At 74.0% G+C, this 26,123-nt stretch carries 25 protein-coding genes and 1 tRNA gene; 6 read left to right on the top strand and 20 right to left on the bottom strand.

Annotated elements, in window-relative coordinates; all coding sequences use genetic code 11:
* The first annotated feature begins 48 nt into the window (after nucleotides 1-48).
* Nucleotides 49-1,470, top strand: a complete 1,422-nt coding sequence (locus tag MA879_RS01930; protein ID WP_248122890.1) for a class II fumarate hydratase — start codon at nucleotides 49-51, stop codon at nucleotides 1,468-1,470.
* An 84-nt stretch (nucleotides 1,471-1,554) separates the two neighbouring features.
* Here MA879_RS01930 and MA879_RS01925 read toward each other — a convergent pair whose 3' ends face one another.
* Together MA879_RS01925 and MA879_RS01920 are read right to left on the bottom strand one after the other, a co-directional pair.
* Nucleotides 1,555-2,058, bottom strand: coding sequence for a prepilin peptidase (locus MA879_RS01925; protein ID WP_248122888.1), 504 nt, complete (start codon nucleotides 2,056-2,058; stop codon nucleotides 1,555-1,557).
* 399 nt (nucleotides 2,059-2,457) lie between these two features.
* Nucleotides 2,458-3,918 carry a PhoH family protein gene (locus MA879_RS01920; RefSeq protein ID WP_248122886.1) on the bottom strand — a complete coding sequence of 487 codons (1,461 nt, stop codon included), beginning with the start codon at nucleotides 3,916-3,918 and terminating at the stop codon, nucleotides 2,458-2,460.
* A 204-nt stretch (nucleotides 3,919-4,122) separates the two neighbouring features.
* Between MA879_RS01920 and MA879_RS01915 the strand changes: the two genes are divergently transcribed.
* Nucleotides 4,123-4,779 carry a rhomboid family intramembrane serine protease gene (locus MA879_RS01915; protein ID WP_248122884.1) on the top strand — a complete coding sequence of 219 codons (657 nt, stop codon included), beginning with the start codon at nucleotides 4,123-4,125 and terminating at the stop codon, nucleotides 4,777-4,779.
* Between the two features lie 31 nt (nucleotides 4,780-4,810).
* Here MA879_RS01915 and MA879_RS01910 read toward each other — a convergent pair whose 3' ends face one another.
* On the bottom strand, nucleotides 4,811-5,584 hold the full coding sequence (locus MA879_RS01910) for an isoprenyl transferase (protein WP_248122882.1): 774 nt from the start codon (nucleotides 5,582-5,584) through the stop codon (nucleotides 4,811-4,813).
* Between the two features lie 77 nt (nucleotides 5,585-5,661).
* Here MA879_RS01910 and trhA point away from each other — a divergent pair, with 77 nt between their 5' ends.
* Nucleotides 5,662-6,378, top strand: coding sequence for a PAQR family membrane homeostasis protein TrhA (gene trhA / locus MA879_RS01905; RefSeq protein WP_248122880.1), 717 nt, complete (start codon nucleotides 5,662-5,664; stop codon nucleotides 6,376-6,378).
* 28 nt (nucleotides 6,379-6,406) lie between these two features.
* Here the strand turns inward: trhA and MA879_RS01900 are convergent, their stop codons facing one another.
* Together MA879_RS01900 and mca are read right to left on the bottom strand one after the other, a co-directional pair.
* Nucleotides 6,407-6,808: a hypothetical protein gene (locus tag MA879_RS01900; protein WP_248122877.1), complete on the bottom strand. Its 402-nt coding sequence runs from the start codon at nucleotides 6,806-6,808 to the stop codon at nucleotides 6,407-6,409.
* Nucleotides 6,809-6,865: 57 nt separating this feature from the next.
* Nucleotides 6,866-7,786, bottom strand: a complete 921-nt coding sequence (gene mca, locus MA879_RS01895) for a mycothiol conjugate amidase Mca (RefSeq protein WP_248123091.1) — start codon at nucleotides 7,784-7,786, stop codon at nucleotides 6,866-6,868.
* Between the two features lie 134 nt (nucleotides 7,787-7,920).
* On the opposite strand from mca, the gene MA879_RS01890 reads away from it, so the two are divergent.
* The 3 genes from MA879_RS01890 to MA879_RS01880 all read left to right on the top strand — a co-directional run bounded on the left by MA879_RS01890 (nucleotide 7,921) and on the right by MA879_RS01880 (nucleotide 9,751).
* The gene (locus MA879_RS01890; protein ID WP_248122875.1) at nucleotides 7,921-8,358 is read left to right on the top strand and encodes a DUF4307 domain-containing protein; all 438 of its coding nucleotides are present in this window, start codon (nucleotides 7,921-7,923) and stop codon (nucleotides 8,356-8,358) included.
* Between the two features lie 180 nt (nucleotides 8,359-8,538).
* Nucleotides 8,539-9,033: a transcription elongation factor GreA gene (gene greA, locus MA879_RS01885; RefSeq protein WP_248122873.1), complete on the top strand. Its 495-nt coding sequence runs from the start codon at nucleotides 8,539-8,541 to the stop codon at nucleotides 9,031-9,033.
* A 73-nt stretch (nucleotides 9,034-9,106) separates the two neighbouring features.
* Nucleotides 9,107-9,751, top strand: coding sequence for a GPP34 family phosphoprotein (locus MA879_RS01880; RefSeq protein WP_248122871.1), 645 nt, complete (start codon nucleotides 9,107-9,109; stop codon nucleotides 9,749-9,751).
* A gap of 6 nt (nucleotides 9,752-9,757) precedes the next feature.
* Here MA879_RS01880 and ilvA read toward each other — a convergent pair whose 3' ends face one another.
* The 15 genes from ilvA to MA879_RS01800 all read right to left on the bottom strand — a co-directional run bounded on the left by ilvA (nucleotide 9,758) and on the right by MA879_RS01800 (nucleotide 26,087).
* Nucleotides 9,758-11,050, bottom strand: a complete 1,293-nt coding sequence (ilvA, locus tag MA879_RS01875) for a threonine ammonia-lyase (protein ID WP_248122870.1) — start codon at nucleotides 11,048-11,050, stop codon at nucleotides 9,758-9,760.
* Nucleotides 11,047-12,309 carry an AI-2E family transporter gene (locus MA879_RS01870; RefSeq protein ID WP_248122868.1) on the bottom strand — a complete coding sequence of 421 codons (1,263 nt, stop codon included), beginning with the start codon at nucleotides 12,307-12,309 and terminating at the stop codon, nucleotides 11,047-11,049. Before MA879_RS01870 ends, ilvA begins: the two co-directional genes overlap by 4 nt.
* Nucleotides 12,306-13,331 carry an aldose 1-epimerase family protein gene (locus tag MA879_RS01865; RefSeq protein WP_248122866.1) on the bottom strand — a complete coding sequence of 342 codons (1,026 nt, stop codon included), beginning with the start codon at nucleotides 13,329-13,331 and terminating at the stop codon, nucleotides 12,306-12,308. The genes MA879_RS01870 and MA879_RS01865 overlap by 4 nt, the downstream gene beginning before the upstream one ends.
* Nucleotides 13,332-13,511: 180 nt before the next feature.
* Nucleotides 13,512-14,405 (bottom strand): Bax inhibitor-1/YccA family protein, encoded by an 894-nt coding sequence (locus tag MA879_RS01860; RefSeq protein ID WP_248122864.1) that lies wholly within the window; start codon nucleotides 14,403-14,405, stop codon nucleotides 13,512-13,514.
* A 198-nt stretch (nucleotides 14,406-14,603) separates the two neighbouring features.
* Nucleotides 14,604-14,677 (bottom strand) — tRNA-Leu (locus tag MA879_RS01855).
* A gap of 78 nt (nucleotides 14,678-14,755) precedes the next feature.
* Complete coding sequence (locus MA879_RS01850; protein ID WP_248122862.1) at nucleotides 14,756-16,168, bottom strand: NAD(P)/FAD-dependent oxidoreductase; 1,413 nt, start codon at nucleotides 16,166-16,168, stop codon at nucleotides 14,756-14,758.
* 52 nt (nucleotides 16,169-16,220) lie between these two features.
* Nucleotides 16,221-17,798: a DUF501 domain-containing protein gene (locus tag MA879_RS12355; RefSeq protein ID WP_282447489.1), complete on the bottom strand. Its 1,578-nt coding sequence runs from the start codon at nucleotides 17,796-17,798 to the stop codon at nucleotides 16,221-16,223.
* Between the two features lie 38 nt (nucleotides 17,799-17,836).
* A complete protein-coding gene (locus MA879_RS01835; RefSeq protein WP_248122860.1) occupies nucleotides 17,837-18,613 on the bottom strand; it encodes an FtsB family cell division protein in 777 nt (258 codons plus the stop codon).
* Nucleotides 18,614-18,803: 190 nt separating this feature from the next.
* Nucleotides 18,804-20,081, bottom strand: a complete 1,278-nt coding sequence (gene eno, locus MA879_RS01830; RefSeq protein WP_248122858.1) for a phosphopyruvate hydratase — start codon at nucleotides 20,079-20,081, stop codon at nucleotides 18,804-18,806.
* Between the two features lie 112 nt (nucleotides 20,082-20,193).
* Nucleotides 20,194-20,973: a MazG nucleotide pyrophosphohydrolase domain-containing protein gene (locus tag MA879_RS01825; protein ID WP_248122856.1), complete on the bottom strand. Its 780-nt coding sequence runs from the start codon at nucleotides 20,971-20,973 to the stop codon at nucleotides 20,194-20,196.
* A gap of 25 nt (nucleotides 20,974-20,998) precedes the next feature.
* The gene (locus MA879_RS01820) at nucleotides 20,999-22,213 is read right to left on the bottom strand and encodes an adenosine deaminase (RefSeq protein WP_248123081.1); all 1,215 of its coding nucleotides are present in this window, start codon (nucleotides 22,211-22,213) and stop codon (nucleotides 20,999-21,001) included.
* Nucleotides 22,214-22,252: 39 nt separating this feature from the next.
* On the bottom strand, nucleotides 22,253-22,900 hold the full coding sequence (locus tag MA879_RS01815) for a DedA family protein (protein ID WP_248122854.1): 648 nt from the start codon (nucleotides 22,898-22,900) through the stop codon (nucleotides 22,253-22,255).
* 4 nt (nucleotides 22,901-22,904) lie between these two features.
* Nucleotides 22,905-24,266: a thymidine phosphorylase gene (locus MA879_RS01810; RefSeq protein WP_248122852.1), complete on the bottom strand. Its 1,362-nt coding sequence runs from the start codon at nucleotides 24,264-24,266 to the stop codon at nucleotides 22,905-22,907.
* Nucleotides 24,267-24,362: 96 nt separating this feature from the next.
* Nucleotides 24,363-24,788 carry a cytidine deaminase gene (locus tag MA879_RS01805; RefSeq protein ID WP_248122850.1) on the bottom strand — a complete coding sequence of 142 codons (426 nt, stop codon included), beginning with the start codon at nucleotides 24,786-24,788 and terminating at the stop codon, nucleotides 24,363-24,365.
* 3 nt (nucleotides 24,789-24,791) lie between these two features.
* Nucleotides 24,792-26,087 (bottom strand): ABC transporter permease, encoded by a 1,296-nt coding sequence (locus tag MA879_RS01800; RefSeq protein WP_248123079.1) that lies wholly within the window; start codon nucleotides 26,085-26,087, stop codon nucleotides 24,792-24,794.
* Nucleotides 26,088-26,123 lie beyond the last annotated feature (36 nt).

The raw sequence follows: 26,123 nt of genomic DNA, 5'->3' as shown, positions 1-26,123 counted from the left end.
GACGACGGGACGACGCCGAGCCGCCGCCGTCGGCCTAGGATGAGCCGCATGGCAGAGAACAACGATCAGCAGTTCCGCATCGAGCACGACACCATGGGCGAGGTGAAGGTGCCGGCGGACGCCCTCTACCGCGCCCAGACCCAGCGTGCCGTGGAGAACTTCCCCCTCTCGGGCAAGACCCTCGAGCCGGCCCACATCCACGCCCTGGCCCAGATCAAGAAGGCCGCCGCCAAGGCCAACGCTGAGCTCGGCATCCTCTCCCAGGAGCGCGCCGACGCGATCGTGGCCGCAGCGGACGAGGTCATCGCCGGCAAGCACGACGGCGAGTATCCGATCGACGTGTTCCAGACCGGCTCCGGCACGTCCTCGAACATGAACACCAACGAGGTCCTCGCCACGCTCGCCACCCGCCGCCTCAAGGACGCGGGCTCTGCGGAGGAGGTGCACCCGAACGACCACGTGAACGCCTCTCAGTCCTCCAACGACGTGTTCCCGACCTCGGTGCACGTGGCGGTCACCGGCGCGCTGGTGAACGACCTGATCCCGGCGTTCGAGCACCTGGCGGAGTCCCTGGAGCGGAAGGCCCACGAGTTCAAGGGCATCGTCAAGTCCGGCCGCACCCACCTCATGGACGCCACCCCGGTGACCCTGGGCCAGGAGTTCGGCGGCTACGCGGCGCAGGTCCGCTACGGCATCGAGCGCGTGCAGTCCTCCCTGCCGCGCGTGGCCGAGGTCCCCCTCGGCGGCACCGCCGTGGGCACCGGCATCAACACCCCGAAGGGCTTCTCCGCCCGCGTCATCGAGCTGCTCGCCGAGGAGACCGGCCTGCCGATCACCGAGGCGCGCGACCACTTCGAGGCCCAGGCCAACCGTGACGGGCTCGTGGAGGCCTCCGGCCAGCTGCGGAACGTGGCCTACTCGCTCATGAAGATCAACAACGACCTGCGCTGGATGGGCTCCGGCCCCAACACCGGCCTCGGCGAGATCGCCATCCCGGACCTGCAGCCGGGCTCCTCGATCATGCCGGGCAAGGTGAACCCGGTGATCTGTGAGGCCGCCATCATGGTGTGCGCCCAGGTGATCGGCAACGACACCACCGTGGCCCTGTCCTCCACCAACGGCGCGTTCGAGCTGAACGTGGGCATCCCGGTGATGGCCGCCAACCTGCTGGAGTCCATCCGCCTGCTGGCCAACACCTCCCGGGTGATGGCGGACAAGATGATCGACGGCATCGAGGCCAACGAGGAGCGCTGCACCTTCCTGGCCGGCGCCTCCCCGTCCATCGTCACCCCGCTGAACAAGGTGATCGGCTACGAGGCCGCCGCGACGATCGCCAAGCACTCCGTGGCCAACAAGATGACCGTGCGTGAGGCCGTCGTGGACCTCGGCTACGTGGAGCGCGGCGAGGTCACGGAGGACCAGCTGGACAAGGCGCTGGACACCATGTCCATGACGCACCCGGGCGAGTGACTCCCGGCCGCGCCTGACGCGGCCGCCGGCACTGCCGACGACGGCGGGCCGTCCTCCTGTGGGAGGCCGGCCCGCCCGCCCACATCACCCGATGGCCAGAGCCACGGCCGCCCCCGCCACCATCGCCGGGCCGAAGGGCAGGGCGGTGGCCCGCGTCGCCCGGTGGAGGACGAGCAGCACCAGGGCGGTCAGCCCGCCCAGCAGGATGGCCAGCACGCCCGCGGCCACCGCCGCGTCCAGCCCCGCCACGCCGGCATAGGAGCCGAGCCCGCCGGCGAACTTCACGTCACCCATGCCGAGCCCACCCCGGCTGAGCACGTGCAGGACCAGCATCGCCGCCGCGTAGCCGAGGCCGCCGAGCAGCACGGAGCCCAGCACGTCCCATCGGCCCGCCAGCACCGCTCCCCCACCCATGGCCGCCAGCCCGCCGGCCCACAGCCGCAGCGTCCACCGGTTCGGCAGCCGATGCTCCCGCAGGTCCGTCCGTACCAGCACCGCGGTGCACGCGGCGAACCAGACCAGCCCCACGCCCCACAGCGCCAGCGTGCCCCACGCGCCCGCCTGCCACGCCCCCTGCCACCACATCATAGGCCCAGGCTAGGCAGCCGCACGCCGGCCGCGCAGCACCAATCCACAGCCGTTTATCACAGCACCATCCCCCATGGCCACCCATCAAAGGTGCAGTTGCATGGTCCGCAACCAAGGAGTAGACTCCCCACATCGGCCACTCGTGTGAGTAGAGCCGATCCATAGACCCATGGCCTCGATCCCGTTTCAAGGGGCCATGGACGCGGGCTTCCTCGGCCCCCAACCCCCTCCGCGGGGCCGAGCACCCCCGCCGGGGGCCGCTGTTCGCAGCGGCCCCCCTTCTCTTTCCCCGTCACCTCGAACCGGACGCGTCGGCTCCACGACGGCGCCGGGGCGGATTCGTCGGACCGTCCACCCCGCCCAGGACGATCCTTCCGTCGGGACCACGGGCCTCCCGTCTCAGGCCCCGCCGTCCTCCAGGAGCTCGGTGACCAGCCCGGCGATCGGCGAGCGCTCCGGCCGCGTCAGGGTCACGTGCCCGAACAGCGGATGCCCCTTGAGCCGCTCCACCACGGCCGCGACGCCGTCGTGCCGCCCCACCCGCAGGTTGTCCCGCTGGGCCACATCGTGGGTCAGGACGACCTTCGAGTTCCGTCCGATGCGGGAGAGCGCCGTCAGCAGCACGGTCCGCTCGAGCGACTGCGCCTCGTCCACGATCACCCACGCGTCGTGCAGGGAGCGGCCGCGGATGTGGGTGAGCGGGAGCACCTCGAGCATGCCGCGGTCCACGACCTCGTCGATGACGGACGCGGACACGATCGAGCCCAGCGTGTCGAAGACCGCCTGCGCCCAGGGGCCCATCTTCTCCCCCTCGCCGCCCGGCAGGTACCCGAGGTCCTGCCCGCCCACCGCGTACAGCGGCCGGAACACCACCACCTTCCGATGCTCCCGCCGCTCCATCACCGCCTCCAGGCCCGCGCACAGCGCGAGCGCCGACTTGCCTGTGCCGGCGCGCCCGCCCAGGGACACGATCCCGACGCTCGGGTCCAGCAGCAGGTCCACGGCCAGCCGCTGGGCCGCGGACCGCCCGTGCAGGCCGAACACCTCCTGGTCCCCGCGGACGATCCGCGCCACACCGCCCTCCCGCACGCGGGCCAGACCGGCCCCGCGGGAGGACGTCAGGCGCAGCCCCGTGTTGACGGGCAGCCGCTCTGCCGTCGGCACCGGATCGCCGGGGCCGACCTCGATGCCGGACCCGGCGACGTCCTGGAGCGGCAGCCCGGCCAGGGGGGCCTGGCCGTCCTCGTACAGTCCGTCCAGCCAGGCGTCCTCCACGGCCACGGGCACCAGGCCGCGCCACCCGGAGTCCCGCACCAGCTCGTGGCGGTACTCGTCCGCGGCCAGTCCGATCGCGGCGGCCTTCACACGCATCGGCAGGTCCTTGGACACCACGGTGACGTCTGCCCCCTCCTCCGCGAGCGCGGCCGCGACCGCCAGGATCCGTGAGTCGTTGTCCGTGCCCCGTATCCCCGAGGGCAGCACGTCCGTGGAGACATGGTTCAGCTCCACCCGCAGGGTGCCGCCTTCAGCGGTGAGCGGGACGGGCCGGTCGAGGTGGCCGTGGCGACGGCGCAGCTCGTCCAGCAGGCGCAGCGCGGCCCGCGCGGTGTGCCCCAGGTCCGGGTCCGCGCGCTTGGCCTCCAGCTCGGTCACCACCACGAGCGGCAGGACCACCTCGTGCTCGGCGAAGTGCAGCGGCGCCCGGGGGTCCGAGAGGAGCACGGAGGTGTCCACCACGTAGGTCCGTCGGCCGCAGGCCCGCCCGGCCCCGCTCGGCTCCGTCGCACCGGACACCGCCCCGTCTCGCGCCGCACCTTCGCGCACCGCATCGTCCTGCGGACCCGTCGCCGTCGTCGTCATGCCATCCTCCTCGCTGAGCACCCACGGGCGGGGCCGCCCGCTCCCGACCCACGCTAGGCGGGTCCCCTGGACCGCCCGGGGAGCGCCCCGTGAACGGCGGGTGAAGCCCTCGGGCACCGGGCCGACGGATCGCCTCCTCCGGACGATGACCCCGGCCGCGTCCTAGACTGGCCGCGACCCCCGCACCCCGCCCAGGAGCCCGCCATGTCCCTGACCCCGCCGCACCGGGAGACCGGCCTCACCGCGGGCCGGCCCCGCCCCATGGACACGCTCGCGGACCGCGCCGGCCGTGGGCTGCTGCGGGCCGTCGCCCCCACCGCGCTCCTGGTGGCGCTCATGTGGGCGATGTTCCTGGTGGCGATCGTGGCCGGTCGCCCGCTGATCGGCGGGCTCGGGCTCGTCCCGCGCAGCGCCGCGGGCCTGGACGGGATCCTGTTCTCCCCGCTGCTCCACGGCGGCTGGCGCCACCTGATCGGCAACACCACGGCCCTGCTGGTGCTGGGCCCGACGGCGGCGCTCGTCTCCCGCCGCCCCCTCGCCCTGCTCGGGGCCGCCTGGCTGCTCTCCGGGGTGTTCACGTGGCTGATCGGCACGCCCGGGGTGCACATCGGCGCCTCGGGGATCGTCTACGCCCTCACGGCGTTCCTGCTCGTGTACGGGGCTGTGGCCCGACGCCTGCTCGCGGTGGCCGTCTCCCTGGTGGTGGCGGTGACCTACCTCGGCTCGTCCCTGATCGGCCTGCTCCCCCAGCCCGGCGTCTCCTGGACCGGCCACCTCTCCGGCGCCGCGGCCGGGGTTCTCCTGGCCCTGGCCTGGGGGCGGGCGGACCGGGCCGCGCGTCGTCTCCTGCCCGCGCTCTGACCCGAGTCCGCGCCCCCGTCCCGGGCGGCGCTCAGGCCCCGAAGCGGCGCTGCCGGCGGCCGTAGTCCCGCAGCGCCCGGAGGAAGTCCGTGCGGCGGAAGGCGGGCCACATGGCCTCGCAGAAGTAGAACTCGGAGTATGCGGACTGCCAGGTGAGGAACCCGGAGAGCCGTTGCTCGCCGGAGGTGCGGATCACCAGGTCCGGGTCCGGCTGGCCGCGCGTGTAGAGCCGGTCCGAGATGGCGTCCACGGTCAGGGCGTCGGCCACGTCCCCGGCGCTCGTGCCGGCAGCGTCCACCTCCCGCAGCAGCTCCCGGACGGCGTCCACGATCTCCAGCCGCCCCCCGTAGCCCACGGCCACGTTGACGTGCACCCCGGTGTTCTGCCGGGTCAGCTCGGCCACGTCGCGCAGGCACCGGGCCATGCGCGGGGGCAGGAGGTCGACGGCGCCCACGGGCTGCACGCGCACGGGCGCACGGTCCTCCCGCGGCTCGGCGAGCCGCTCGGCCGTGGTCATGATGATCTCCAGCAGCGGTGCGAGCTCGGCCGCCGGCCGGGCCAGGTTCTCCGTGGAGAGCATGTAGAGCGTCACCACGGGCACCCCGACCTCGTCGCACCAGCCGATGAAGTCCAGGATGCGCTCCGCTCCGGCCCGGTGGCCCTCCTCCGTGGTGGCGCCGAACGCGCGCGCCCAGCGTCGGTTCCCGTCCACCAGCACGCCCACGTGGTGCGGGAGGCGCTCGGGGTCCAGGCGGCGCGCGAGCCGACGCTCGTACAGGCGGTAGAACGCCTCGGGTCGACGCACGGGGCACCTCGCTCTCCAGGTGGGGCCGGGGTGATCAGGATACGCGGCCGCCTCCGCCCATCGGCGAGAATGGGGGCATGCCACTCTCCGACCACGCGCCGACGAACCGGACCGACCAGCCCCTGCGCTGGCGCATCGAACGCGTCCGGGACCCCGACCACCCCCTGTACAAGCCGCGGCTGCGCGGCTGGGTCCACGCCGTCATGGCACCCCTGGTGCTCGCGGCGGGGATCGTGCTGATCGTCCTGGCGCCCACCACCACGCTGCGGTGGGCCGCCGTGGTCTACACCGTCACGGGGATGCTGCTGTTCGGCGTCTCGGCCACCTACCACCTGGTGCAGTGGAACGAATCGGTCTCCCGGGTGCTCAAGCGCCTGGACCACACCAACATCATGCTCGTGATCGCGGGCACCTACACGCCCCTCGCCCTCGCGCTCCTGCCCCGGGACAAGGGCATGACCCTGCTCACCGTGGTGTGGGTGGGGGCGCTCCTCGGGGTGGCGTTCCGGCTGCTGTGGACGGACGCCCCGCGCTGGCTCTACACCCCCGTGTACGTGGCCCTGGGCCTGGCGGCCCTGCTGTACCTGGGCGACTTCTTCGCCGCGCACGTCCCGGCGGCCGTGCTGATCTGCGCCGGCGGCGCCGCGTACATCGTGGGCGCCGTGTTCTACGCCCTCAAGGCGCCCACGATCCACCGTGAGTGGTTCGGCTTCCACGAGCTCTTCCACGTGTTCACCGTGGGCGGGTTCGTGTGCCACTGCATCGCGGTGTTCCTGGCCTACCTGGCCCGCTGACCCGGGCCGGAACGACGCGCGGCCGCCCTCAGTCGCGGCCGGTGTCCGGGGCCTCGGGCTCGGGGGTGGGGTCCTGGAGGTAGCCGGGGTACGTGCGCTGCAGGCGCCTGAGACGGTCTTCGGCGTCGCTGTCCAGCGGCTCGCCGCCGGCACGGACCTGCGCCGGCAGGTGCCCCTGGTGGCGCTCCACGAGCATGGCCTCGGCCTCCGGGGAGCGCTGCTGCACCCGGCGCACGGAGCGCACCATGAGCCGGATCACCAGGATGGCCATGGCCACCATGAGGGCGGTGAAGAGGAAGCCCTCGATGCCCGGGGTGATGTCCGCCTCGGTCAGACCCGGCTTCAGCGTGGGCTCGGGCACCGCGGGCGCGGGGGCGGCGGACACGGCGGCCGCGAGCGCGGAGGGCAGGGCGAGGGGGTTCAGGAGCATCACGACGTCCGATCCTACCGGCGTGGCCCGGCTGCGCTCAGTCCACGCCGGGGAGGATCACCGCAGCCCGTTGAACAGGTCGTCCTCGGGGGTCGGCGCGAGCACCCGCGACTCGATCAGCGCGTAGTCCTCCCACGGCCACGTGGTGCGCAGCAGGTCGTTGGGCGCGGCGAAGAACGGGCCGTCCGGGTCCACCTGCGTGGCGTGCGCACGCAGGGCGGCGTCCCGCTCGTCGAGGAAGTCAGCCACGGGGACCTGGGTGGTGACCTCGTGGTGCGGGGGCACGAACGGGGGCAGGTGCTCCGGATCCGAGATGTCCTCGCCGGCATCGCGTCGGCGCAGCACCTCCCGCATGGCGTCCATGCGGGCGTACATGGTCAGCCGGGCCTCGAACGGCGACTCCTGGCCCAGGGCCAGGAACCCTTCGTGCAGGGCGCGGAACTTGTCCGGGTTGAACGCCCGGTCGTAGTAGAGCTTGCTGATCTCCCAGGGCTCCCCCGTGCCCGGGTAGGCGTCCGCGTCGCCGGCTCGGCGCCACGCCTCGAGGGTGACGTGGTGGGCCTGGATGTGGTCCGGGTGCGGGTAGCCGCCGGCCTCGTCATAGGAGATGAGCACGTGGGGCCGGAACCGTCGGACGAGCGCCACCAGGGGGGCCGCCGCGGTCTGCAGGGGCAGCTGGGCGAAGCAGTGATCGGGCAGGGCCGGCAGGGGGTCGCCCTCGGGCAGGCCCGAGTCCAGGAAGCCCAGCCACACCTGCTGCACGCCCAGCGCCTGGGCGGCGCGGGCCATCTCCTCCCGGCGGACGGCGGTGATGTCCCGCTCGGCCCGGACCAGGTCGGCGAACGACGGATTCAGAAGCGAGCCGGCCTCGCCGCCGGTGCACGTGACCACCAGGACCTCGGCCCCGGCAGCGGCGTAGGCGGCCATCATGGCGGCGCCCTTCGAGGCCTCGTCGTCCGGGTGCGCGTGGACGGCCATGAGCCGCAGGCCCGTGGAGTCGGGCAGGGGTGCGGAGGCGGCGGGGGAGGGCTCGGACACGGCGTCGGGATTCCTTCCGGGAGACGGTCCCCCGAACGCCTCGGGGGCGGGGCGCGGCGGATAGGCTGGAGGGGATGTCCTCGACCCCCGCCCATGACGCGCACGCGCCGGAGAACACCCTAGCCAACCGCTACGGGGTGGCACACCGCCGCGCCTCTCGCCGGCACCTGCGGATGGCCCTGGGCGCACCCGCCCTGGCCGTCGCCGTCGCCCTGGCCGTGATGATCGGCCTCAACGTCTCGGTGGGCCAGGTCCGGGCCAAGGATGTGGGCTACCAGATCCACGACGCCGGTTCGGCCTCCGTGACCTTCCAGGTGTCGGTCCCCGAGGGGGTCGCCGCCGAGTGCGACGTGGTCGTCCTGGACGCCCAGGCGGCGCCCGTGGGCTTCCGCACCGTGCGGATCGACCCCGGCCCGGAGGTGGACCCCGGCCGGGACGCCATGTACACCGTGGACGTGCGCACCGTGGTCCGCGGCGTCACCGGCCTGGTGGACGGCTGCCGCACCGCCTGACCTGCCGCCCCCGGTTGGGGTGACGTGCGTCGCTTCGGTAGACTGGACCACGGATTCCCCCGCCCCGCCACCCCGGGCCTGCCGATCCTCCGCGTACCGCGGGGGTCGCCCACCCGGCCGGCGGGGCGCTTCGCATCCCCGGCGGCCCCCGGGCCGCCCCGACCCGAGAGGACATCGCCCATGGCCACCACCCCCTCCGACGCCCCCTGGCTGACCCAGGAGGCCTACGACCGCCTCAGCAAGGAGCTCGAGCACATCTCCGGCCCCGGCCGCCAGGAGATCATCGAGCGCATCGAGGCCGCCCGCGACGAGGGCGACCTCAAGGAGAACGGCGGCTACCACGCCGCCCGCGAGGAGCAGTCCAAGAACGAGGGCCGCATCGCCGAGCTCAAGCAGCTGCTCGAGACCGCCCGCGTGGGCGAGACCGGCACCGCGGATGGCACCGTCCAGCCCGGGACCGTGGTCACCGCCGTCGTGGCCGGTGACGAGATGACCTTCCTCTTCGGCAACCGCGAGATCGCCGCCGACGGCGAGGACCTCGAGGTCTACTCTGAGCGCTCCCCGCTCGGCGAGGCCATCAACGGCGCCAAGAAGGGGGACGCGGTCTCCTACACCGCCCCCAACGGCAAGCAGATCGAGGTCACGGTCACGGAGGTCGAGCCCTACACGGCCTGACGCAGGCCCCGCCCGCACAGCGGCCGCGCCCCCACCCCGGGGCGCGGCCGCTGTGCGTTGCTACGCTGATCGCATGCTGACCGCCGAGAAGATGCACCTGGTCCTCACCGCCGAGGACGGCCGTTCCCTCGTCCCCGCCCACCACAGCGTGGCCCTGGCCGCGGCCGCGCTCGCGGACCTGCGCCAGGCCGGAGTGGCGGACCTCGGGGAGACGGCCGGCGTGGACCGTGCCCGGGTCACGGTCGTGTCCGCGGGCACCACGGACCATCCCGTCCTGGACGCCCTCCTCCCCGAAGCGGACACGCTGTCCGGGGAGAAGGTCGCCGCGGTCGTGGGCAAGGGCCGCCCCCGGGCCCGCAAGCCCGTGGTCGCGCACCTCACGGAGACCGGCGAGCTCGAGGAGCACAAGGCGCTCCTGAACACCCGTCACGTGCCCACCTCCCCCACGGCCCGTCAGCAGATCCTCGATCGGCTCTCCCGCGTGCTGACGGAGGGCGGGGACCCCTGCGACGAGGACCTGCTCCTCCTCGGCATACTGCATCGCCTCAACGTCGCCCGCCACCTGCTGCCCCAGGCCCGCGAGGAGGAGGCCTCGCGCCGCGAGTTCACCCGCCGACTCGAGCGCCTCACCCGGGACGACCTGCTCGTGCAGTCCGTGGGGCGCGCCGTGGACCTGACCTCGGCCACCGCAGCCGCCACAGCCGTCCAGCACGGCTGACCGGGCTCAGGTGAGGCGCAGCGGGGCGTAGCCCGCCTCGCGGAGGGAGGTGAGCACGGCGTCCGAATGCTCCCAGCCCTTGGTCTCCATGTCGATGGTGATGTGCACGCCGCCCATGGACAGCTCCGGACCCACCCGCGTGTGGTCCACGCGCACCACGTTCGCGTCCGTCTCCGCGATGATCCGGGAGATCGTGGCCAGCTCGCCGGCACGGTCCGGCAAGGGGATGCGCACCGTCATGTACCGCCCCGCCGCGGACAGACCCGACTGGACGGACTTGAGCAGGAGCATCGGGTCGATGTTGCCGCCGGAGAGGACCGCCACGGTCGTGCCGAGCTCCTGCCCCAGGTCCGCCACACGGCCGGACAGCAACGCGGCCACACCCACGGCGCCGGCCGGCTCCACCACCAGCTTGGAGCGCTCCAGCAGGTGCACCATGGCGGCGGCGATCTCATCGTCCGTCACGGTCACGACGGCGTCCACGAGCTCCGCCACGATCCCGAACGGCAGGTCTCCGGGCCGTCCGACGGCGATGCCGTCCGCGATGGTGGACACGCTCTCGAGGACCTGCACGCGCCCCTCGGCGAGGGAGACCGGGTAGGCGGCGGCGGTGGCCGCCTGCACGCCCACCACGCGGACGGTGCGGCCCTGCTGCCGGGCCCGCTCCTTCATCGCGACGGCCAGACCCGCGATGAGCCCGCCGCCGCCGATGCCCACCACCACGGTGTCCACCGCGGGCAGGGCGTCCATGATCTCGAGGCCCACCGTGCCTTGGCCGGCCACGATCGCCGGGTCGTCGAACGGGGGGATGAAGACCGCGCCGGTCCGCTCGGCGTAGTGCCGGGCCTCCGCGAGCACCTCGTCCACCGTGGAGCCAAACAGCTGCACCTCCGCCCCGTGGTCCCGGGTGGCCTGGAGCTTGGGCAGAGCGACGCCCCGCGGCATCACGATCCGCGCGTGGATGCCCAGCTTGGCCGCGGCCAGGGCCACGCCCTGGGCGTGATTGCCCGCGGAGGCGGCCACCACGCCGCGGGCGCGCTCCTCCGCGGACAGCTGCGCCATCCGGACGTACGCGCCGCGGACCTTGAAGGACCCGGCGCGCTGCAGGTTCTCGCACTTGAGGTGCACCGGCGTCCCCAGGTCCCGGGTCAGGGCGCGGGAGAACTGCAGGGGCGTGGTCTCGGCGACGCCGTCCAGGACCTCGCGGGCGCGCTCGACGTCCTCCAGCCGCACCCCGAGGCCGTCCGTGGCCGGCCCGGCCGCCCCGGACGGCCGCGCCCAGATGCGGGGGGCGCTCACGGGTGCACGTCGGACGCGGTCGAGCCGGTGCGCTCATCGTCGCCCCTGTCCGGGCGGGCCGACTCCGAGTCCGGGAGGTAGGCGTCGAACACATGGGGGTCGCGGTCCGGGTCCAGATGCGCGTTCTTGCGCGCCCCCTCGATGATCTCGGGCTTGAGGCGGAAGGCGGACTCGCCCGCCCGCATCTCCTCGTCCGGGACCTTCGCCTGGAGGGCCTGCACGAAGGCGTTGATGAACGCCAGCAGCGGCACCGCGAACACGGCGCCCACGAGGCCCATGGCCACGGAGCCGGCCGCCACGGCGAGGAACACGGCCAGCGGGTGCAGGGACACGGCCTTGCCCATCACCAGCGGCTGGAGCACGTTGCCCTCCAGCTGCTGCACGAGCACCACGACGCCGACCATGAGCAGCGCGTTGACGAGGCCGTTGGCGGTCAGGGCGATCACCACGGCGATGGCCCCGGAGGCGAAGGCGCCGACCATCGGGATGAAGGAGAACAGGAACACCAGGACCGCGAGGGGGAAGGCCAGGGGCACACCCAGGAGCCAGGCGCCCAGCCCGATGCCGAGGGCGTCGATGGCCGCCACCAGGATCTGCACGCGCACGAACGCGCCCAGGGACTCCCAGCCGGAGCGCCCGGCGACGTCCACGCGGTCCCGGTTGTGCTTGGGGACGAAGGCCAGCAGGAAGCGCCAGATGCGGTCGCCGTCATACAGGAAGAAGATGAGCGTGAACAGGGCGATGAAGGTGCCGGTCAGCACGTTGGCGGCCGTGGAGCCGAAGGCCAGGGCGCCGTCCAGCAGCGTCGAGGAGTTCTCCCGGACGGTGTTCCAGACGTTGTCCAGGGCGGCGGCGTCGAACTGCAGGTCGAGACCCAGTCCCTGCAGCCACGCCACGAGCTGGGTCACGGACTGCCCGAGCTGAGCGGAGAGGTCGGCGAAGCCGGTGACCAGCTGCCGACCCGCCAGGAAGGCCAGGCCCGCCACGACGGCCAGCAGGAGGAGGATGGACAGCAGCGCGGCCAGCACGCCCGGCACGCGCGCCCGGCGCAGGGCCCGGTAGACCGGGGCCATGAGCACGGCCAGCAGGGCCGCCACGATCACCGGGATGATGATCAGGCTGACGTAGCCGCAGACGCGCCAGACGACCCACGCCATGACGGCGATCGCGATCACGCGCCACGACCACGCGGCGGCGACCATCAGCCCGTAGGGGACGTCCTTGTTGATCTTCGTGTCGGTCGAGAGCGTGGCGCTCATGCGGCGTCCTCCTTCGGTGCGGGGGTGAGGCGGGGGGTCAGGCCCCAGCAGGCGGTGAACCGCTCCCCGGGCGCCAGGCGATGGAGGCCGACGCCCGAGTTCAGGGCGTCGGCGGGGGCGGTCAGGGGCTCCACGGCCACGGCCGCCGTGCGGCCGGGCAGGCGGTCGGTGACGAACACGTGGGTGCACGTGAACGCCGGCTCGCTCCAGAGGGTCACGGACCGTCCGTCCGGGGCGGACAGGCGGGCACGGTGCAGGCCGTCGTCGTCCGGGGAGAGGTCCGTGAGTCCCACGTCGAGTGCGTCCGCGCCCACCCGACGCCCGCCGCGGAAGTCGTGCTCGGACCCCGCCACGGGCTCGGCCCCCACGGGGATGAGGCGCTCGTCCGCGCGGATCCAGGACTCCGCCGCGACCTGCAGGGTGAGCTCCTCCGTGGGGACGTCCCCGATCCGCAGGAACGGGTGCGCCCCGAAGGCCACGGGCGCGACGGCGTCGGCGTGGTTCTGCAGGGCCATCGTCACGGTGAGCGCGCCGTCCTCCGCGAGGGCGTACGTCACCCGGTGGGTGAGGCGGAACGGCCAACCGTGCTGCGGGTGGATCTCCCCGCGCAGCGTGACGGCGTGCCCGGAGACCTCCTCCGGCACCAGGTGCGTGTTGCGCAACAGGCCGTGGATGGCGTTCCCGCGGGCGGGCTCGGTGACGTCGAGCACCTGCTCGGCGCCGTCGAGGCTCCACCGGCCGCCCGCCACCCGGTTGGGCCACGGGCTCATCTGGATGCCGTTGCCGGCGGGCGGGACCGTGTCCGGGCCGTAGGGCTCGGTGACGTCGACGCCGTCCACCCGGTAGGTGCGCAGCGCGCCGGCCAGCCCCACCACCATGGCCTCCGCGCCGCCGCGGGCCAGACGGAACTGGGCGCCCGAGGCCGCGGGCGCGCCGAAGCGCGCGTCCTCGGCGGCCGGGAGGGCGGCGCCGGCGGGGCGGGGAGCGGCGTCGGCGGCGGACGCCTCGGGCGGCACGCTCATGCGCGGGTCTCCTTGCGGTGGGGGCGTCGGGCTGGGGGCCGGACGGGCCGGACGGGGATCGCTCCCAATCTACGCCGCTCGGGGCGCCAGACTCGGACACGGCGACGCCCCCGGGCGCCGGGGTGGAGTCCACCGGCGCCCGGGGGCGTCGTCGGGGTCGGCCCGGGAGGGCCGGGGGCGTCAGTCGTTGCTGCGGAAGATCGCGACGATGCGCAGGATCTCGACGTACAGCCAGATGAGGGTGACCGTCAGGCCGAAGGCCACGGTCCAGGAATACTTCTGGGGGGCGCCGTTCTTCACGCCCTGGGCGCCCATCTCGAAGTCGAGGGTGAGCGAGTAGGCGGCGAGGAGCACGGCGATCGCGCCGACGACCAGGCCCAGGCCGCCCTCACGCAGGTTGGCCACGCCGGTCCAGGTCAGGACCAGGTTCAGCAGCATGAAGAGCATGTAGCCGACCATGGCCGCCAGGACGATCTTGGTCATGCGCGGGGTGGGGCGGAACTTGCCGGAGGTGTAGAGCGCCAACATCACGGCGAACACGGAGAAGGTGCCGAGCACGGCCTGCACCACGATGCCCGGGTAGGAGGCCTCGAACACGGCGGAGATGCCGCCGAGGAACAGGCCCTGCGCCAGGGCGTAGGCCATGATGAGCACCGGCGAAGGCTCCCGCTTGAAGGAGTTCACCAGGCCGAGCACGAGGCCCACGATGGCGCCGATGATCATCAGCCCCGGCGAGGACCAGCCGACGACGCCGCCGGCCACCACGAGCACGAGCATCAGGGCGGTCTTGCCCACGATGTCGTTGTAGGTCATGCGGCCGGTCTGGCCGGCGCCCGCGGCGGGCGCGCGGAAGGCGTCCTCCAAGGACTGCTGGTGCGCCGCCTGCTGGGCGGCCTGGCCCGCGCCGAACGCCTGGGCCTGGCCGTAGGGGCTCTGCTGGCCGTAAGGGCTCTGCTGCTGCCCGTACGGGCCGGGGGCGGTCTGCTGGCCGCCGCCCTGGTACCACCCCGGCTGCGGGGCGCCGGCGTGCATCTGCTGCTGGAAGTTCTTCGAGTTCATCACCGGGTTGGCCACGGCTCGCTCCTTCGGGTCATGATCGGCCCGAACACACGGCGTGAGGTGCACTTCACTCGTGTTCCGGGGGTCGCGGTCCAGTCTACCGGGGCGGCCCCGGCCCGCCACGGGTAGGCACCGCCCCGGAGCCGTTCCCGGCCCCCTGTTCACGCAGGGCCGACTTCCTGGGGACACACTGAGAGCGACGGGTCCCGTGCGTGCCCCCGGCGGGACTCGAACCCGCACCACGCCGATTTTAAGTCGGATGCCTCTGCCGATTGGGCTACGGGGGCTGGCCGGCGCCCTCGGACGCCGGGGGTGCCGCACGGCCCCGCCCGAGGGATCGCGGGCGGGGCCGTGCGGTACGGAGGTCAGGCCTTGGCGGCCTCGAGCTCGGGCTTGGTGAACCTGCCCGGCTCCAGCTCCACGCCGGCGGCGGCGCGGAACTCGTTGAACGGGGTGTCCTGCGCGGCGATGGAAGTGGAGTCGCGGCCGAACAGCGTCTCGGCCACCCAGCCCGAGAGGATGCGGAACTTCCGCTCCAGGGTGGGCATCGCATAGCCGTGGTAGCCGCGGTGGGCCAGGAACGCCGGGATGCCGGAGATCTTGGTGCCCAGCGGGTTGCCCACGCCACGGCCGAAGCCCATGCCGGCCACGGTGCCCAGGGACTTGTGCACGTACTCCTGCACCTCGCCCTCGCCGTGGCGCACGGCCATGTAGTTGGCGGCCAGGCGCTTGGCCTGACGGATGGCGTGCTGGGCGTTCGGGACGCAGAAGCCGCCCGGGCCGGCGCCGGTGAGGTCCGGCACCGCGGAGACGTCGCCGCAGGCCCACGCGCCCTCGAGCGCGCCGGCCTCGCCGTCCTTGATCTGCAGGGTGGGGGTGGCCTCCACGCGGCCGCGGTCGTCCACCGGGAAGTCGGTGCTCTTGACCACGGAGTTGGCCACCACGCCCGCGCACCACACGAGGGTGTCCGCGGCGAAGGTGTCCGCCTCCTCCTTGGAGGGCATGGCCACCAGCTTCATGACGCCGTCGGTGGCGTCCCCCAGGGAGGTGTTCAGCAGCACCTCGATGCCGCGGGACTTCAGGTGCTCCACCACGCCCGCGGCCTGCTCCTCGGACACCTCGGGCATGATCCGGCCCATGGCCTCCACGAGGACGATCCGGATCTCCGACTGGGAGAGGCGCTCATTGCGCTCCACGGCGTTGCGGATGAGGTTCTCCATCTCCGCGATGGCCTCGATCCCGGCGAAGCCGCCGCCCACCACCACGAAGGTCAGGGCACGCTTGCGCTCCTCGGCGTCCGTCATCAGGGAACCGGCGTCCAGGCGCTCCAGGATCTGGTTGCGCAGCTGGACGGCCTCCTCGACCGAGCGCAGACCGATGCCCTGCTCGCCCAGACCCGGGATCGGGAACACGCGGGTCACGGCGCCCGCGGTCATCACGATGTCCTGGTACGGGATCTCGAACTCGTCGCCGCCCTCGCCGCGCACCACGGCGGTGCGGCCGGCGTGGTCCACGGACACGACGGCGCCGCGGACGACCTCGGCGTCCTTGAGGTGCGTCTGCAGGTCCACGTTCACGTGGCGGCCCTCGATGTGGCCGCCCACGACCTCGGGCAGGAACGGGTAGTACGTCATGTACGGGCGGGGGTCGACGACGGTCACGATGCCGCCGCGCTCGGCGACCTTCTTCTGCAGCTCGCGGGCGACATGGAACCCGGCGTAGCCGCCGCCGACGATCAGCAGGCGCGGCTTCGGGGACAGATCAGGAGTGGTAGACATGGGGCCCATCCTATGCCCGCGGCCCCGGGCGGTCCCACGCCCGGCGGCCCCGTCAGCGGCGCAGGGACAGGGCGATCCCGTCCAGGATGTCGTGCTCGCTGGTCACCACCCGGTCCGTGCCGGAGACCTCCGCCACCCGCTCCACCACCTGCGACCAGATCAGCGCGCCGGCGCCGATCACGTCCACGCGCCCGGGGTGCATGAAGCCGCGCGCGGCCCGCTCCTGCCGGGTGGCGGCCACGAGCCGGTCCGCCGCCGCCCGGACCACCGCCACGGAGAGCTCGGCCCCGTGCAGGGCGGTCGCGTCGTACTCCGCGAGCCCGAGGGCCTCGGCCGTCACGGTGGTGACCGTGCCGGCCACCCCGACGACGGCCCGCACCCGCTCCAGCGGCAGCCGGGCGGCGACGTCGTCCAGGACGGCGGACACGGACGCGCGCGCGGCGGCGAGCTCGTCCTCCGCGGGCGGGTCGGAGAGCGCGAAGCGCTCGGTGTAGCGGACGCACCCCATGTCCATGCTGACCGCGTCCGCCACGCGCCCGTCCGGGGTGCCCACCACGAACTCCGTGGAGCCGCCGCCGAGGTCCACCACCAGCACCAGGTCCTCGGCGCCGAGCGCGGTGACGTCCACCGCGGAGACCGCGCCCGCGAAGGACAGACGCGCCTCCTCGTCGCCCGAGACCACCTCGGGCGCCACGCCCAGGCGCTCGGACACCCCGGCCACGAAGGCCTCCCGGTTGGAGACGTCGCGGCTGGCGGAGGTCGCCACGAAGCGCACGGTCCCGGCGTGGTGCCGCTTGACGAGATGGGCGTACTCGTCCACCGCGGCGAAGGTGCGCTCGAGCGCGGCGGCCGAGAAGGCGCCGGTGGCGTCCACGCCCTCACCCAGGCGCACCACGCGCATCTCCCGGACCACGTCCTCCAGCGGGGCGTCCGGCGCCGGGCCGTCGGCGTCCTCCGCGCCCGCGGGGCGGGCGATCAGCAGACGGAGGGAGTTGGTGCCGCAGTCCACCGCGGCCACGGTGACCCTCTCCAGGGCCTCGACCCGGGCCAAGTGCCGGACATGCCGGGACAGGTCCTTCGAGGGGACGGGGGCGGACTCGTCCCACGCCCCGGCGCACGCGCACGCCTCGGGGGTCCACCACTCCCGGACGGCAGCCAGCGCCTCGTCGCCGAGCGGGTCGACGCCGGGGCCCGCGGCCAGCGCGTGGCCCACCAGCGCATGGAGGCACTTCACCCTCTCGGGCAGGCCGCCCGCGGAGACGTGGGCGATCTCCGGGACCTCTCCGGTGCCGGCCTCCCGGCCCACCCGCTCCCGCTCGGCCAGGTACGCCTCGTGGGCGGAGCGGTGGGCCGCGGCGAGGGCCTCGTCCTGCGCGAGGCGCTCGTTCATCTCCGCCATCACCCCCGCGGCCTCGAGCCGGGACACGGCGGAGGTGAGCACGGGGTGGGTGAGGTAGAAGGTCGTGGGGAAGGGGATCCCGTTGGACAGGCGCGGGGCGGTGGTGGCCACGAGGGGGTTCCCGCACACGCAGCGCGCACCGATCTCCACCACGTCGCGCACCGGTCGGCCGAGCTGGCGGGACAGCGTGTCCAGATCCTGTTCGGTGACGGTGCGGGGGTTCTCGGTCATGACGTCCTCCGGGTCGGGGGGGGCTGGCTGCGGTCGGGTCATTCGGTGGCGGCACGGACGGCGGAGTCCCACAGGCCCTCCACCCACGGCAGGCGCGCGTTCACGCCGTCGGCCGTGGGGCTCCCGGCGGGCTCCTCCGGCGCGGGCTCCTCCTCGGGCAGGTGCGTGGCGGTGTAGAGGGTCTCACCCGGCATCACCAGGCCGTGCCGCTCCCGGGCCTGCTGGGCCACGTACTGCGGGTCGTCCCAGCGGCGGATCTGCTCCTCATGCTCCGCGTGCAGCCGCTCCTGCTCGGCGATGTCCTGCTCCGTGGCCGCGATCTCCAGCCGCTGGTTGAGCAGGAGCCGCGCGGTGGGCGCCACCAGGACGGCCGCGATCAGCAGCACCGCCACCACCACGAGCGAGCGGCCGGTGATCTGCCGGGCGGGCACGGGCTCGGGCAACGGAGCCCGACGCCGGGCCTCGGCCGCGCGCGCGGCACGCGCCCGATCCTCCGCTCGGTCGTCCTCGAGGCGGCTGCGGGCCGCCCGGGCCGCCGCCCGGCGCTCCTGCATCCGCCGGTGCGCCTCCGCATGCCGGGCGGTCTCCTCCTCGCGGCGCCGCTGGGCGCGGCGCAGGTCGATGACCTCGCCGCCGTCCCGCGACGCGGGCGTGACGGGTGCCTCGTCGGGTTCGGGGGCCGACGTCGTCGGCTCGACGACCGCGGGGCGCGGCTCCGGCGCCGGACGGGCTGCGGGGCGGCGCTGCGGCGCGGGGGCGCCGGCCTCGGACTCCGCGGCCGCCACACGGGGCACACGGGGGCGGCGAGGGCTCATGCCGGGCTCCTTCGGGTCGGGCGGCCGTCCTCGGCGGACGGACGGGACGGTCCGCCGTCGGAGGCGACGGGCGTGCCCTCCCAGGGTAGTCGCCCCGCCTGGGCGGAGACTGCGGGGCGGCGCCGACCCCCGGACGCTGCGGGCCCGCCCGGAGCATGTCCGGACGGGCCCGCGGCGGCGTGGTGGGCGGTCAGCCGCGGAAGCGCGGGAACGCGGAGCGCCCGGCGTACACGGCGGCGTCGCCCAGGTCCTCCTCGATGCGCAGCAGCTGGTTGTACTTGGCCACGCGGTCCGAGCGGGCCGGGGCGCCGGTCTTGATCTGGCCGGCGTTGGTGGCCACGGCGAGGTCCGCGATGAAGGTGTCCTCGGTCTCGCCCGAGCGGTGCGAGATCATGCAGTGGAACTGGTGGCGCTGGGCCAGGGCGATCGCGTCGAAGGTCTCGGTCAGCGAGCCGATCTGGTTGACCTTCACAAGCAGGGCGTTGCCCGAGCGCTCGTCGATGCCGCGCTGCAGGCGGGAGACGTTGGTGACGAACAGGTCGTCGCCCACGAGCTGCACACGGTCCCCGAGGGCCTCGGTGAGCAGACGCCAGCCCTCCCAGTCGTTCTCGTCCAGCGGGTCCTCGATCGAGACGATCGGGTAGTTGTCCACCAGCTCGGTGTAGTAGGCGGCCATGTCCTCGGAGGAGCGCTTCTCGCCCTCGAAGGTGTAGGAGCCCTTCTCGCAGAACTCGGAGGAGGCCACGTCCAGCGCCAGGGCGATGTCCTCGCCCAGGGTGTAGCCGGCCTTCTTCACGGCCTCGGAGATCAGGTCCAGGGCCGCGCGGTTGGACTCGAGGGAGGGGGCGAAGCCGCCCTCGTCTCCCAGGCCGGTGGACAGCCCCTTCTCCTGGAGGACCTTCTTGAGCGTGTGGTAGACCTCGGCGCCCCAGCGCAGGGCCTCACGGAAGGACGGGGCGCCGATCGGGGCGATCATGAACTCCTGGATGTCCACGTTGGAGTCCGCGTGGGCGCCGCCGTTGAGGATGTTCATCATCGGCACGGGCAGCACGTGGGCGTTCGGGCCGCCCAGGTACCTGTACAGCGGCAGGTCGGCGGACTGGGCGGCGGCCACGGCCACCGCCATGGAGACGCCGAGCACCGCGTTGGCGCCCAGCTTGCCCTTGTTCTCCGTGCCGTCGATGTCCAGCATGAGGCGGTCGATCGCCCGCTGGTCCGCGGCGACCTCGTCCTCGAGCTCCTCGGCGATCTCCTCCACCGCGGCGACGGCGTCGAGCACGCCCTTGCCCAGGTAGCGCTCCGTGTCCCCGTCGCGGCGCTCCACGGCCTCGAACTCGCCGGTGGAGGCGCCGGAGGGCACCGCGGCACGGCCCAGGGAGCCGTCGGTCAGCAGGACCTCCACCTCGACGGTGGGGTTGCCGCGGGAGTCCAGGATCTCGCGGGCGTGGATGGCGTCGATGAGGGCCATGGAACGGGTCTCCTTCAGTCGAGGTCGACGTCGCGTGCGCGCGTCGTCGCGGCACGCGTTCAGCGTAGCGTCCGCACCCCGTCGCGGGGCCTGCTGATCGCCCGCCCCGTGCTCAGCCGAGGGCGCCCCAGTCCCCCGTACGGACCCGGGCGACGACGTCGCGCAACGCCCGCTCCGGGTCCAGCCCCGCGGCGCGCGCCCGGCGGACGAGGGCGAACAGCTCCGCCCCGAGGGCGGCCTCGTCCGCCCACGCGGCCGGGGTGTCCGACACCGGCGCGTGGGCGGCCAGCGGGTCCGCCTCCTGGCGCCCGGCGCGGTCCACGACCGCGGCCGCCGCGGCGAGGGCCGGCAGGCGGGCGGGGATCCCGCCGAACCCGGCGTCAGGGGCGTCGGCCGGGGAGGCGGGGGCGGCGTCGCCGTGCGGGGCGTCCGCCGTGGCCCGCTCCCGCCGCTTGGCCCGCTCCCAGGCCAGCTCCACGTCCTCGGGCGTGATCCCGGCGAGCTCCTCGGCCGGGCGCACGCGACCGTCCGGGGTGAACACGAGCGGGTTGCGGCGCACCATCTTGGCGGTGAGCGCCTCGGCCGCGTCGGCCACGCGGAATCCGGCCTCGGACGCAGGGGCGTCCGGATGCCGGGACACCGCGGCGTGCAGGACCACCTGGAACAGGACGTCGCCCAGCTCCCCCGCGAGTGCCGCGTAGGCCCCGTCCGCGCGACGGGCGGCGGTGTCGGCCCACTGCGCGTCCGTGCGGGCGCCGATCTCCTCGACGGCCTCGTAGGCCTCCTCCACGAGGTACTCCGTGAGGGCGCCGTGGGTGAGCGAGCGCGTCCACGGGCAGTGGGTGCGCAGCGCCTCCACCGTGGCCACGAGGCGGTCGACGGCGTCGCTCACCGCGTCCCCGTCCGCCGCATGCGGATCAGGCGTCCGCCTCGTCGTCGTCCTCGGCCGGCAGCGCCTCGAGGACGGGACCGGACGCGCCGGAGATCGCCTCGCTCCAGCCGGCCACGAGGATCTCGGCGAGCTCCTCGCGCTCGTCCACGGACAGGAAGGCGGCCTCGGCGGCGTTGAGCTGCAGGTCCAGCAGCTCGGAGAGGGAGTAGCCGAAGGTCTCGGCCAGCAGGTACAGCTCGTCGGTCAGGGACACGTCCGAGACCAGGCGGTTGTCCGTGTTCACGGTGACGCGGAAGCCCAGCTGCACGAGCAGGTCGATCGGGTGGCCGGCGATCCCGGACTCGGCGTCCACCGCCCCGGTCTGCAGGTTGGAGGACGGGCAGACCTCCAGGGCGATCTGGCGGTCGCGCACCCACGCGGCGGTGGGGCCGAGGTCCACGATCCCGGTGTCCGCGTCCACGGGGACGCCGTCCTCGTCCAGGCCGCCGAACTCCACCCGGATGTCATCCGCGATGCGCACGCCGTGGCCCAGGCGCAGCGCCCGGCCGGAGACGAGCGCGTCCTGGATGGAGGACAGGCCCTCGGCCTCGCCCGCGTGCACGGTGACCGGGAGGTGCTGCTGGGCCAGGTACGTGAAGGCGTCCGCGAAGCGAGAGGGCGGGAAGCCGATCTCGGCGCCGGCGATGTCGAAGCCCACCACCCCGCGGTCCCGGTGGCGCACGGCCAGCTCGGCGATCTCCTGGGCGCGGTCGGCGTGGCGCATCGCGGTGACCAGCTGACCCACGCGGATGATGTGGCCGTCGGCGTCGGCGGCGTCCACCGCCTCGTCGAGCCCCTCTTGGACGGCCTCGACTGCCTCGTCCAGGGTGAGCCCGCCGGCCAGGTGCTGCTCGGGGGCCCAGCGGATCTCGCCGTAGACCACGCCGTCCGCCACGAGGTCCTCCACGAACTCCCGGGCCACGCGGCGCAGCTGCTCGCGGGTCTGCATCACGGAGGTGGTCAGGGCGAAGGTCTGGAGGTACTTCTCGAGGGACTCGCCGTTGGCGTGCTCGGCGAACCAGTCCGCCAGGCCGTCCACGGTGTCGGCGGGGACCTCGACGCCGGCCTCGCGGGCCAGCTCGAGGACGGTGGCCACGCGCAGGCCCCCGTCGAGGTGGTCGTGCAGGGAGACCTTCGGCAGGGAGCCGAGGTCGGTCTCGAGGGGCGAGGGGGCGTCGGCGGAGAGCTGCGGGGAGGTCATGGTCACGGGCCTCACTCTACGGCAGGGCCACGGCCGGCCTCAGTCCAGGACCGCGTGCTCGGCGGGCCCCAGCGTCCCGCCGGCGCGGGCCAGCCGCCGGCGCAGCACGGCCTTGACCCCGCGGTCCAGGAACAGCCCGACGAGGGCTGCGCCGGACACCGAGAGGGCGATCTGCAGGACCGCGTTGTCCAGCCATCCGGCCGTCAGGCGCGCGATGGCGATCGAGTAGGCCGCCCAGAGCCCCGTGGACACCAGGTCCAGCGGGATGAAGCGGGCCAGCGGATAGCGCATCGCTCCCGCGGTGAGGTTGACGGCCACCCGGCCCCCGGGGATGAACCGGGCGGTGAAGAGCAGCAACGCCCCGTGGGCGTCCAGGTTCCGGCGGGCCACGGCCACGGAGGCCTGCGCCCGCGGCTGCCGCATCCACGCGAAGCGCGACGTCCCCACCGCCCGTCCGATCCCGTAGGCGCTGAGGTCCCCCAGGAACGCCCCCGCGAACCCGGCCAGCCACAGCGCGGCGAGCGGGAAGGGCTCCCCGTCGCGGACGATCGAGGCCAGTGCCACGAGGACGGACTCCGAGGGGAAGACGGGCACGACGCCGTCGAGCAGGCACAGCGCGGCCGCCAGCGGCAGGACCCAGGGCTGGGACGCCGCGGACAGGATGAGGGCCTCGACCTGCTCCAGCACGCGCTCAGCCGATCCGGTCCAGCACCACGGAGCGCTCGCGCAGGGCCGCCGCGGCGGCGGCGTCCGGCGCCGCGGAGACGGCCCAGCCGCCCTCGAGGGCCTGGCGGGCCCGGTCGAACCGCTCGGGGGTGTCCGTGTGCAGGGTCATGAGCGTCTGGCCCTTGACCACGCGGTCGCCGGGGCGGGCGTGCAGCTCCACGCCGGCCCCGGCCTGCACGGCCTCGCCCTGACGTTCGCGCCCGGCGCCGAGGCGCCACGCGGCCAGGCCCACGGCCATCGCGTCCAGCTCGGTGAGGACGCCGTCCGTCTCCGCGACGACGTCCTCGGTGTGGGCCGCCGTCGGGAGGGCCGCGCGCGGGTCGCCGCCCTGGGCCTCGATCATCCGGTTCCACACGTCCATCGCCCGGCCGTTGGCCAGGTGCTCGGCCGGGTCCACGTCCGTGACCCCGGCGCCGGCGAGCATCGCGGCGGCGAGCGCCACGGTGAGCTCCACGACGTCGGCCGGGCCGCCGCCGGCGAGCACCTCCACCGACTCGCGGACCTCGAGGGCGTTGCCGGCCGTCCGGCCCAGGGGCACGGACATGTCCGTGAGCAGCGCCGAGGTGTCCACCCCGGCGTCCCGGCCGAGGTCCACCATGGTCCGGGCCAGCTCGCGGGCGGACGCCTCGTCCTTCATGAACGCGCCCGAGCCGCACTTGACGTCCAGCACGAGGGCGCCGGTGCCCTCGGCGATCTTCTTGGACATGATCGAGGAGGCGATCAGCGGGATGGCCTCCACCGTGCCGGTGACGTCGCGCAGGGCGTACAGGCGCTTGTCCGCCGGGGCCAGGCCCGAGCCGGCGGCGCAGATCACGGCGCCCACCTCGGAGAGCTGGCGCAGCATCGCCTCGGTGGTGAGGTCCGAGCGCCAGCCGGGGATGGCCTCGAGCTTGTCGAGGGTGCCGCCCGTGTGGCCGAGGCCCCGGCCGGAGAGCTGCGGGACGGCCACGCCGTAGGACGCCACGAGCGGGGCCAGGGGCAGGGTGATCTTGTCCCCCACGCCGCCGGTGGAGTGCTTGTCCGCAGTCGCCAGCCGTCGGCCGTCGGGGGCCGTGAGGCCGGAGAAGTCCATGCGCTCACCGGAGGCGATCATGGCGGCGGTCCAGCGGGAGATCTCGTCTCGGTCCATGCCGTTGAGCAGGATGGCCATGGCCAGGGCGGACATCTGCTCGGGGGCCACCACGCCGCGGGTGTACGCGTCCACCACCCAGTCGATCCGCGCGTCGTCGATCCGGTGGCCGTCCCGCTTGAGGCGGATGACCTCGATGGCGTCGAACGACTCGGGCGCGGCCGCGCCGCCCGCGGCGGACGGGGAGGAGATGGTCATGGGAGGGTCCCTTCCGGCGTCGTGGCTCGCCGACGGCGCGCGCCGTCGGCGGCCCCAGCCTAGCCACGGACCCGGGGCGTCCGCTGGACGGGCCGGTCAGGCCTCGAGGTCCCCCGGGCCGAACGCCTGCGGGAGGACCTCCTCGATCCCGCGCACCCCGGCCGGGGTGAGCAGCACCATGCCGGGGGCGTGGTGCTCCCAGAGCAGCTGCCGGCAGCGGCCGCACGGCATGATCAGCCGCCCGTCCCCGCCGACGCACACGAAGGCCGTCAACCGGCCCCCGCCGCCCATGTGCAGCTCCCCCACGAGAGCGCACTCGGCGCACAGGGTCACGCCGAAGGAGGCGTTCTCCACGTTGCAGCCGCGCACGGTCCGCCCGTCCTCCGTGAGCGCCGCGGCACCCACCCGGTAGCCCGAGTACGGCGCGTACGCCAGCTCGAGCGCGTCGGCCGCGGCCGCCCGCAGGCGCCCCCAGTCCGCCTCCGTCACCTCATGCGCCGGCACGGCGCCCGCCTCGGCCATCCCTCACTCCTTCACGTAGGGCACGCCCGCCGCGGCGGGCCCGCGGGAGCGTCCCACCAGGCCGGCGACGGCGAACACCGTCACCAGGTACGGGAGCATGGCCATGAACTGGCTCGGCACGGGCGTGCCGAGGATCGCCAGGACGTACTGCATGTTGGTGGCGAAGCCGAACAGCAGCGCCGCGAAGAACGCGCCGATCGGGTTCCACCGTCCGAAGATCACCGCCGCGAGGGCGATGAACCCCTGGCCCGCCGTCATCTCCTTGGAGAAGGACGAGGCGGAGACCAGCGTGAAGAACGCGCCGCCCATGCCGGCCACCGCGCCGCCCAGCAGGACGCTGAGGTACCGGGTGCGGTTCACGGCGATGCCGACGGTGTCCGCGGCCTTGGGGTGCTCGCCCACGGCACGCACGCGCAGGCCCCAGCGGGTGCGGAACAGGCCGAACCAGAGCAGGCCCACGATCAGGTACATGCCGTACCCGAGGATCGTCTGGTCGAACAGGATCGGACCGATCACGGGGATGTCGGCCAGCCCCGGGATGCGGATCTGCGGGAACCGCGGCGGGGAGTTCAGCGTGGACGAGTTGTCCGAGAGCACCGTGGAGAACAGGAAGCTCGTCAGCCCCGCCACGAGCACGTTGAGGACGACGCCCACGATCACCTGGTTGACCAGGTAGGTGATGGAGAACACGGCCAGCAGCCAGGACACCAGCACACCGGCCACGACGGCGGCGATCAGCCCGGCCCACACGCTGCCGGTCTGGGACCCGACGACGGCGGCCAGGAACGCGCCGGCCAGCAGCTGGCCCTCGATCGCGATGTTCACCACCCCGGATCGCTCGGAGAGGATGCCGGCCATGGAGCCGAAGATCAGTGGCACGGCCAGCGTGAACGAGCCGGCGATCAGTCCGGTGAGGAACACGGTGGTGTTGTCCGCCGAGCCCACCACCCACACGAGGAACGCCGCCACGAAGGCCAGGGCGAACAGCCCCGCCAGCCAGCCGGGCACGCGGCGCCCCCGCACCGTGAGCAGCCACGCGGCGGCGGTGGCCGCCGCGAGCACGGCGGTGAGGACCCACGCCGTGGGCCCGGCGGGCGCGGCCAGGTCCGGCAGGACGACCGCGTCCGAGGGGTTGGAGATGCGGAACGTGGCGGTCTCGGCCGGCGCGTTCAGGGAGAACACCAGGAGGGAGACCAGGGTGAAGACGCTCAGCAGGATCGGGACGGACCAGTTCCGGACCGCCACGGTCTGCGGCTCGGCGGCCGCGGGCCGGACGGCGGTCCGGTCCGCGCCGGACACGGCGGGCCGGGGCGTCACGGGCTGGGGGGCGGCGGT

This window comes from Micrococcus lacusdianchii (genome assembly GCF_023155805.1).
Lineage (GTDB): Bacteria > Actinomycetota > Actinomycetes > Actinomycetales > Micrococcaceae > Micrococcus > Micrococcus lacusdianchii.
This window is presented reverse-complemented; position numbering and strand designations above follow the sequence as displayed.

What these genes read in the sequence shown, in the direction of transcription:
- MA879_RS01930 (WP_248122890.1), top strand. Translation starts at nt 49, where the DNA reads ATGGCAGAGAACAACGATCAGCAGTTCCGCATCGAGCACGACACCATG.
- MA879_RS01925 (WP_248122888.1), bottom strand. Translation starts at nt 2,058, where the DNA reads ATGATGTGGTGGCAGGGGGCGTGGCAGGCGGGCGCGTGGGGCACGCTG.
- MA879_RS01920 (WP_248122886.1), bottom strand. Translation starts at nt 3,918, where the DNA reads ATGACGACGACGGCGACGGGTCCGCAGGACGATGCGGTGCGCGAAGGT.
- MA879_RS01915 (WP_248122884.1), top strand. Translation starts at nt 4,123, where the DNA reads ATGTCCCTGACCCCGCCGCACCGGGAGACCGGCCTCACCGCGGGCCGG.
- trhA (WP_248122880.1), top strand. Translation starts at nt 5,662, where the DNA reads ATGCCACTCTCCGACCACGCGCCGACGAACCGGACCGACCAGCCCCTG.
- MA879_RS01900 (WP_248122877.1), bottom strand. Translation starts at nt 6,808, where the DNA reads ATGCTCCTGAACCCCCTCGCCCTGCCCTCCGCGCTCGCGGCCGCCGTG.
- mca (WP_248123091.1), bottom strand. Translation starts at nt 7,786, where the DNA reads ATGGCCGTCCACGCGCACCCGGACGACGAGGCCTCGAAGGGCGCCGCC.
- MA879_RS01890 (WP_248122875.1), top strand. Translation starts at nt 7,921, where the DNA reads ATGTCCTCGACCCCCGCCCATGACGCGCACGCGCCGGAGAACACCCTA.
- greA (WP_248122873.1), top strand. Translation starts at nt 8,539, where the DNA reads ATGGCCACCACCCCCTCCGACGCCCCCTGGCTGACCCAGGAGGCCTAC.
- MA879_RS01880 (WP_248122871.1), top strand. Translation starts at nt 9,107, where the DNA reads ATGCTGACCGCCGAGAAGATGCACCTGGTCCTCACCGCCGAGGACGGC.
- MA879_RS01870 (WP_248122868.1), bottom strand. Translation starts at nt 12,309, where the DNA reads ATGAGCGCCACGCTCTCGACCGACACGAAGATCAACAAGGACGTCCCC.
- MA879_RS01865 (WP_248122866.1), bottom strand. Translation starts at nt 13,331, where the DNA reads ATGAGCGTGCCGCCCGAGGCGTCCGCCGCCGACGCCGCTCCCCGCCCC.
- MA879_RS01850 (WP_248122862.1), bottom strand. Translation starts at nt 16,168, where the DNA reads ATGTCTACCACTCCTGATCTGTCCCCGAAGCCGCGCCTGCTGATCGTC.
- MA879_RS12355 (WP_282447489.1), bottom strand. Translation starts at nt 17,798, where the DNA reads ATGACCGAGAACCCCCGCACCGTCACCGAACAGGATCTGGACACGCTG.
- MA879_RS01835 (WP_248122860.1), bottom strand. Translation starts at nt 18,613, where the DNA reads ATGAGCCCTCGCCGCCCCCGTGTGCCCCGTGTGGCGGCCGCGGAGTCC.
- eno (WP_248122858.1), bottom strand. Translation starts at nt 20,081, where the DNA reads ATGGCCCTCATCGACGCCATCCACGCCCGCGAGATCCTGGACTCCCGC.
- MA879_RS01820 (WP_248123081.1), bottom strand. Translation starts at nt 22,213, where the DNA reads ATGACCTCCCCGCAGCTCTCCGCCGACGCCCCCTCGCCCCTCGAGACC.
- MA879_RS01810 (WP_248122852.1), bottom strand. Translation starts at nt 24,266, where the DNA reads ATGACCATCTCCTCCCCGTCCGCCGCGGGCGGCGCGGCCGCGCCCGAG.
- MA879_RS01805 (WP_248122850.1), bottom strand. Translation starts at nt 24,788, where the DNA reads ATGGCCGAGGCGGGCGCCGTGCCGGCGCATGAGGTGACGGAGGCGGAC.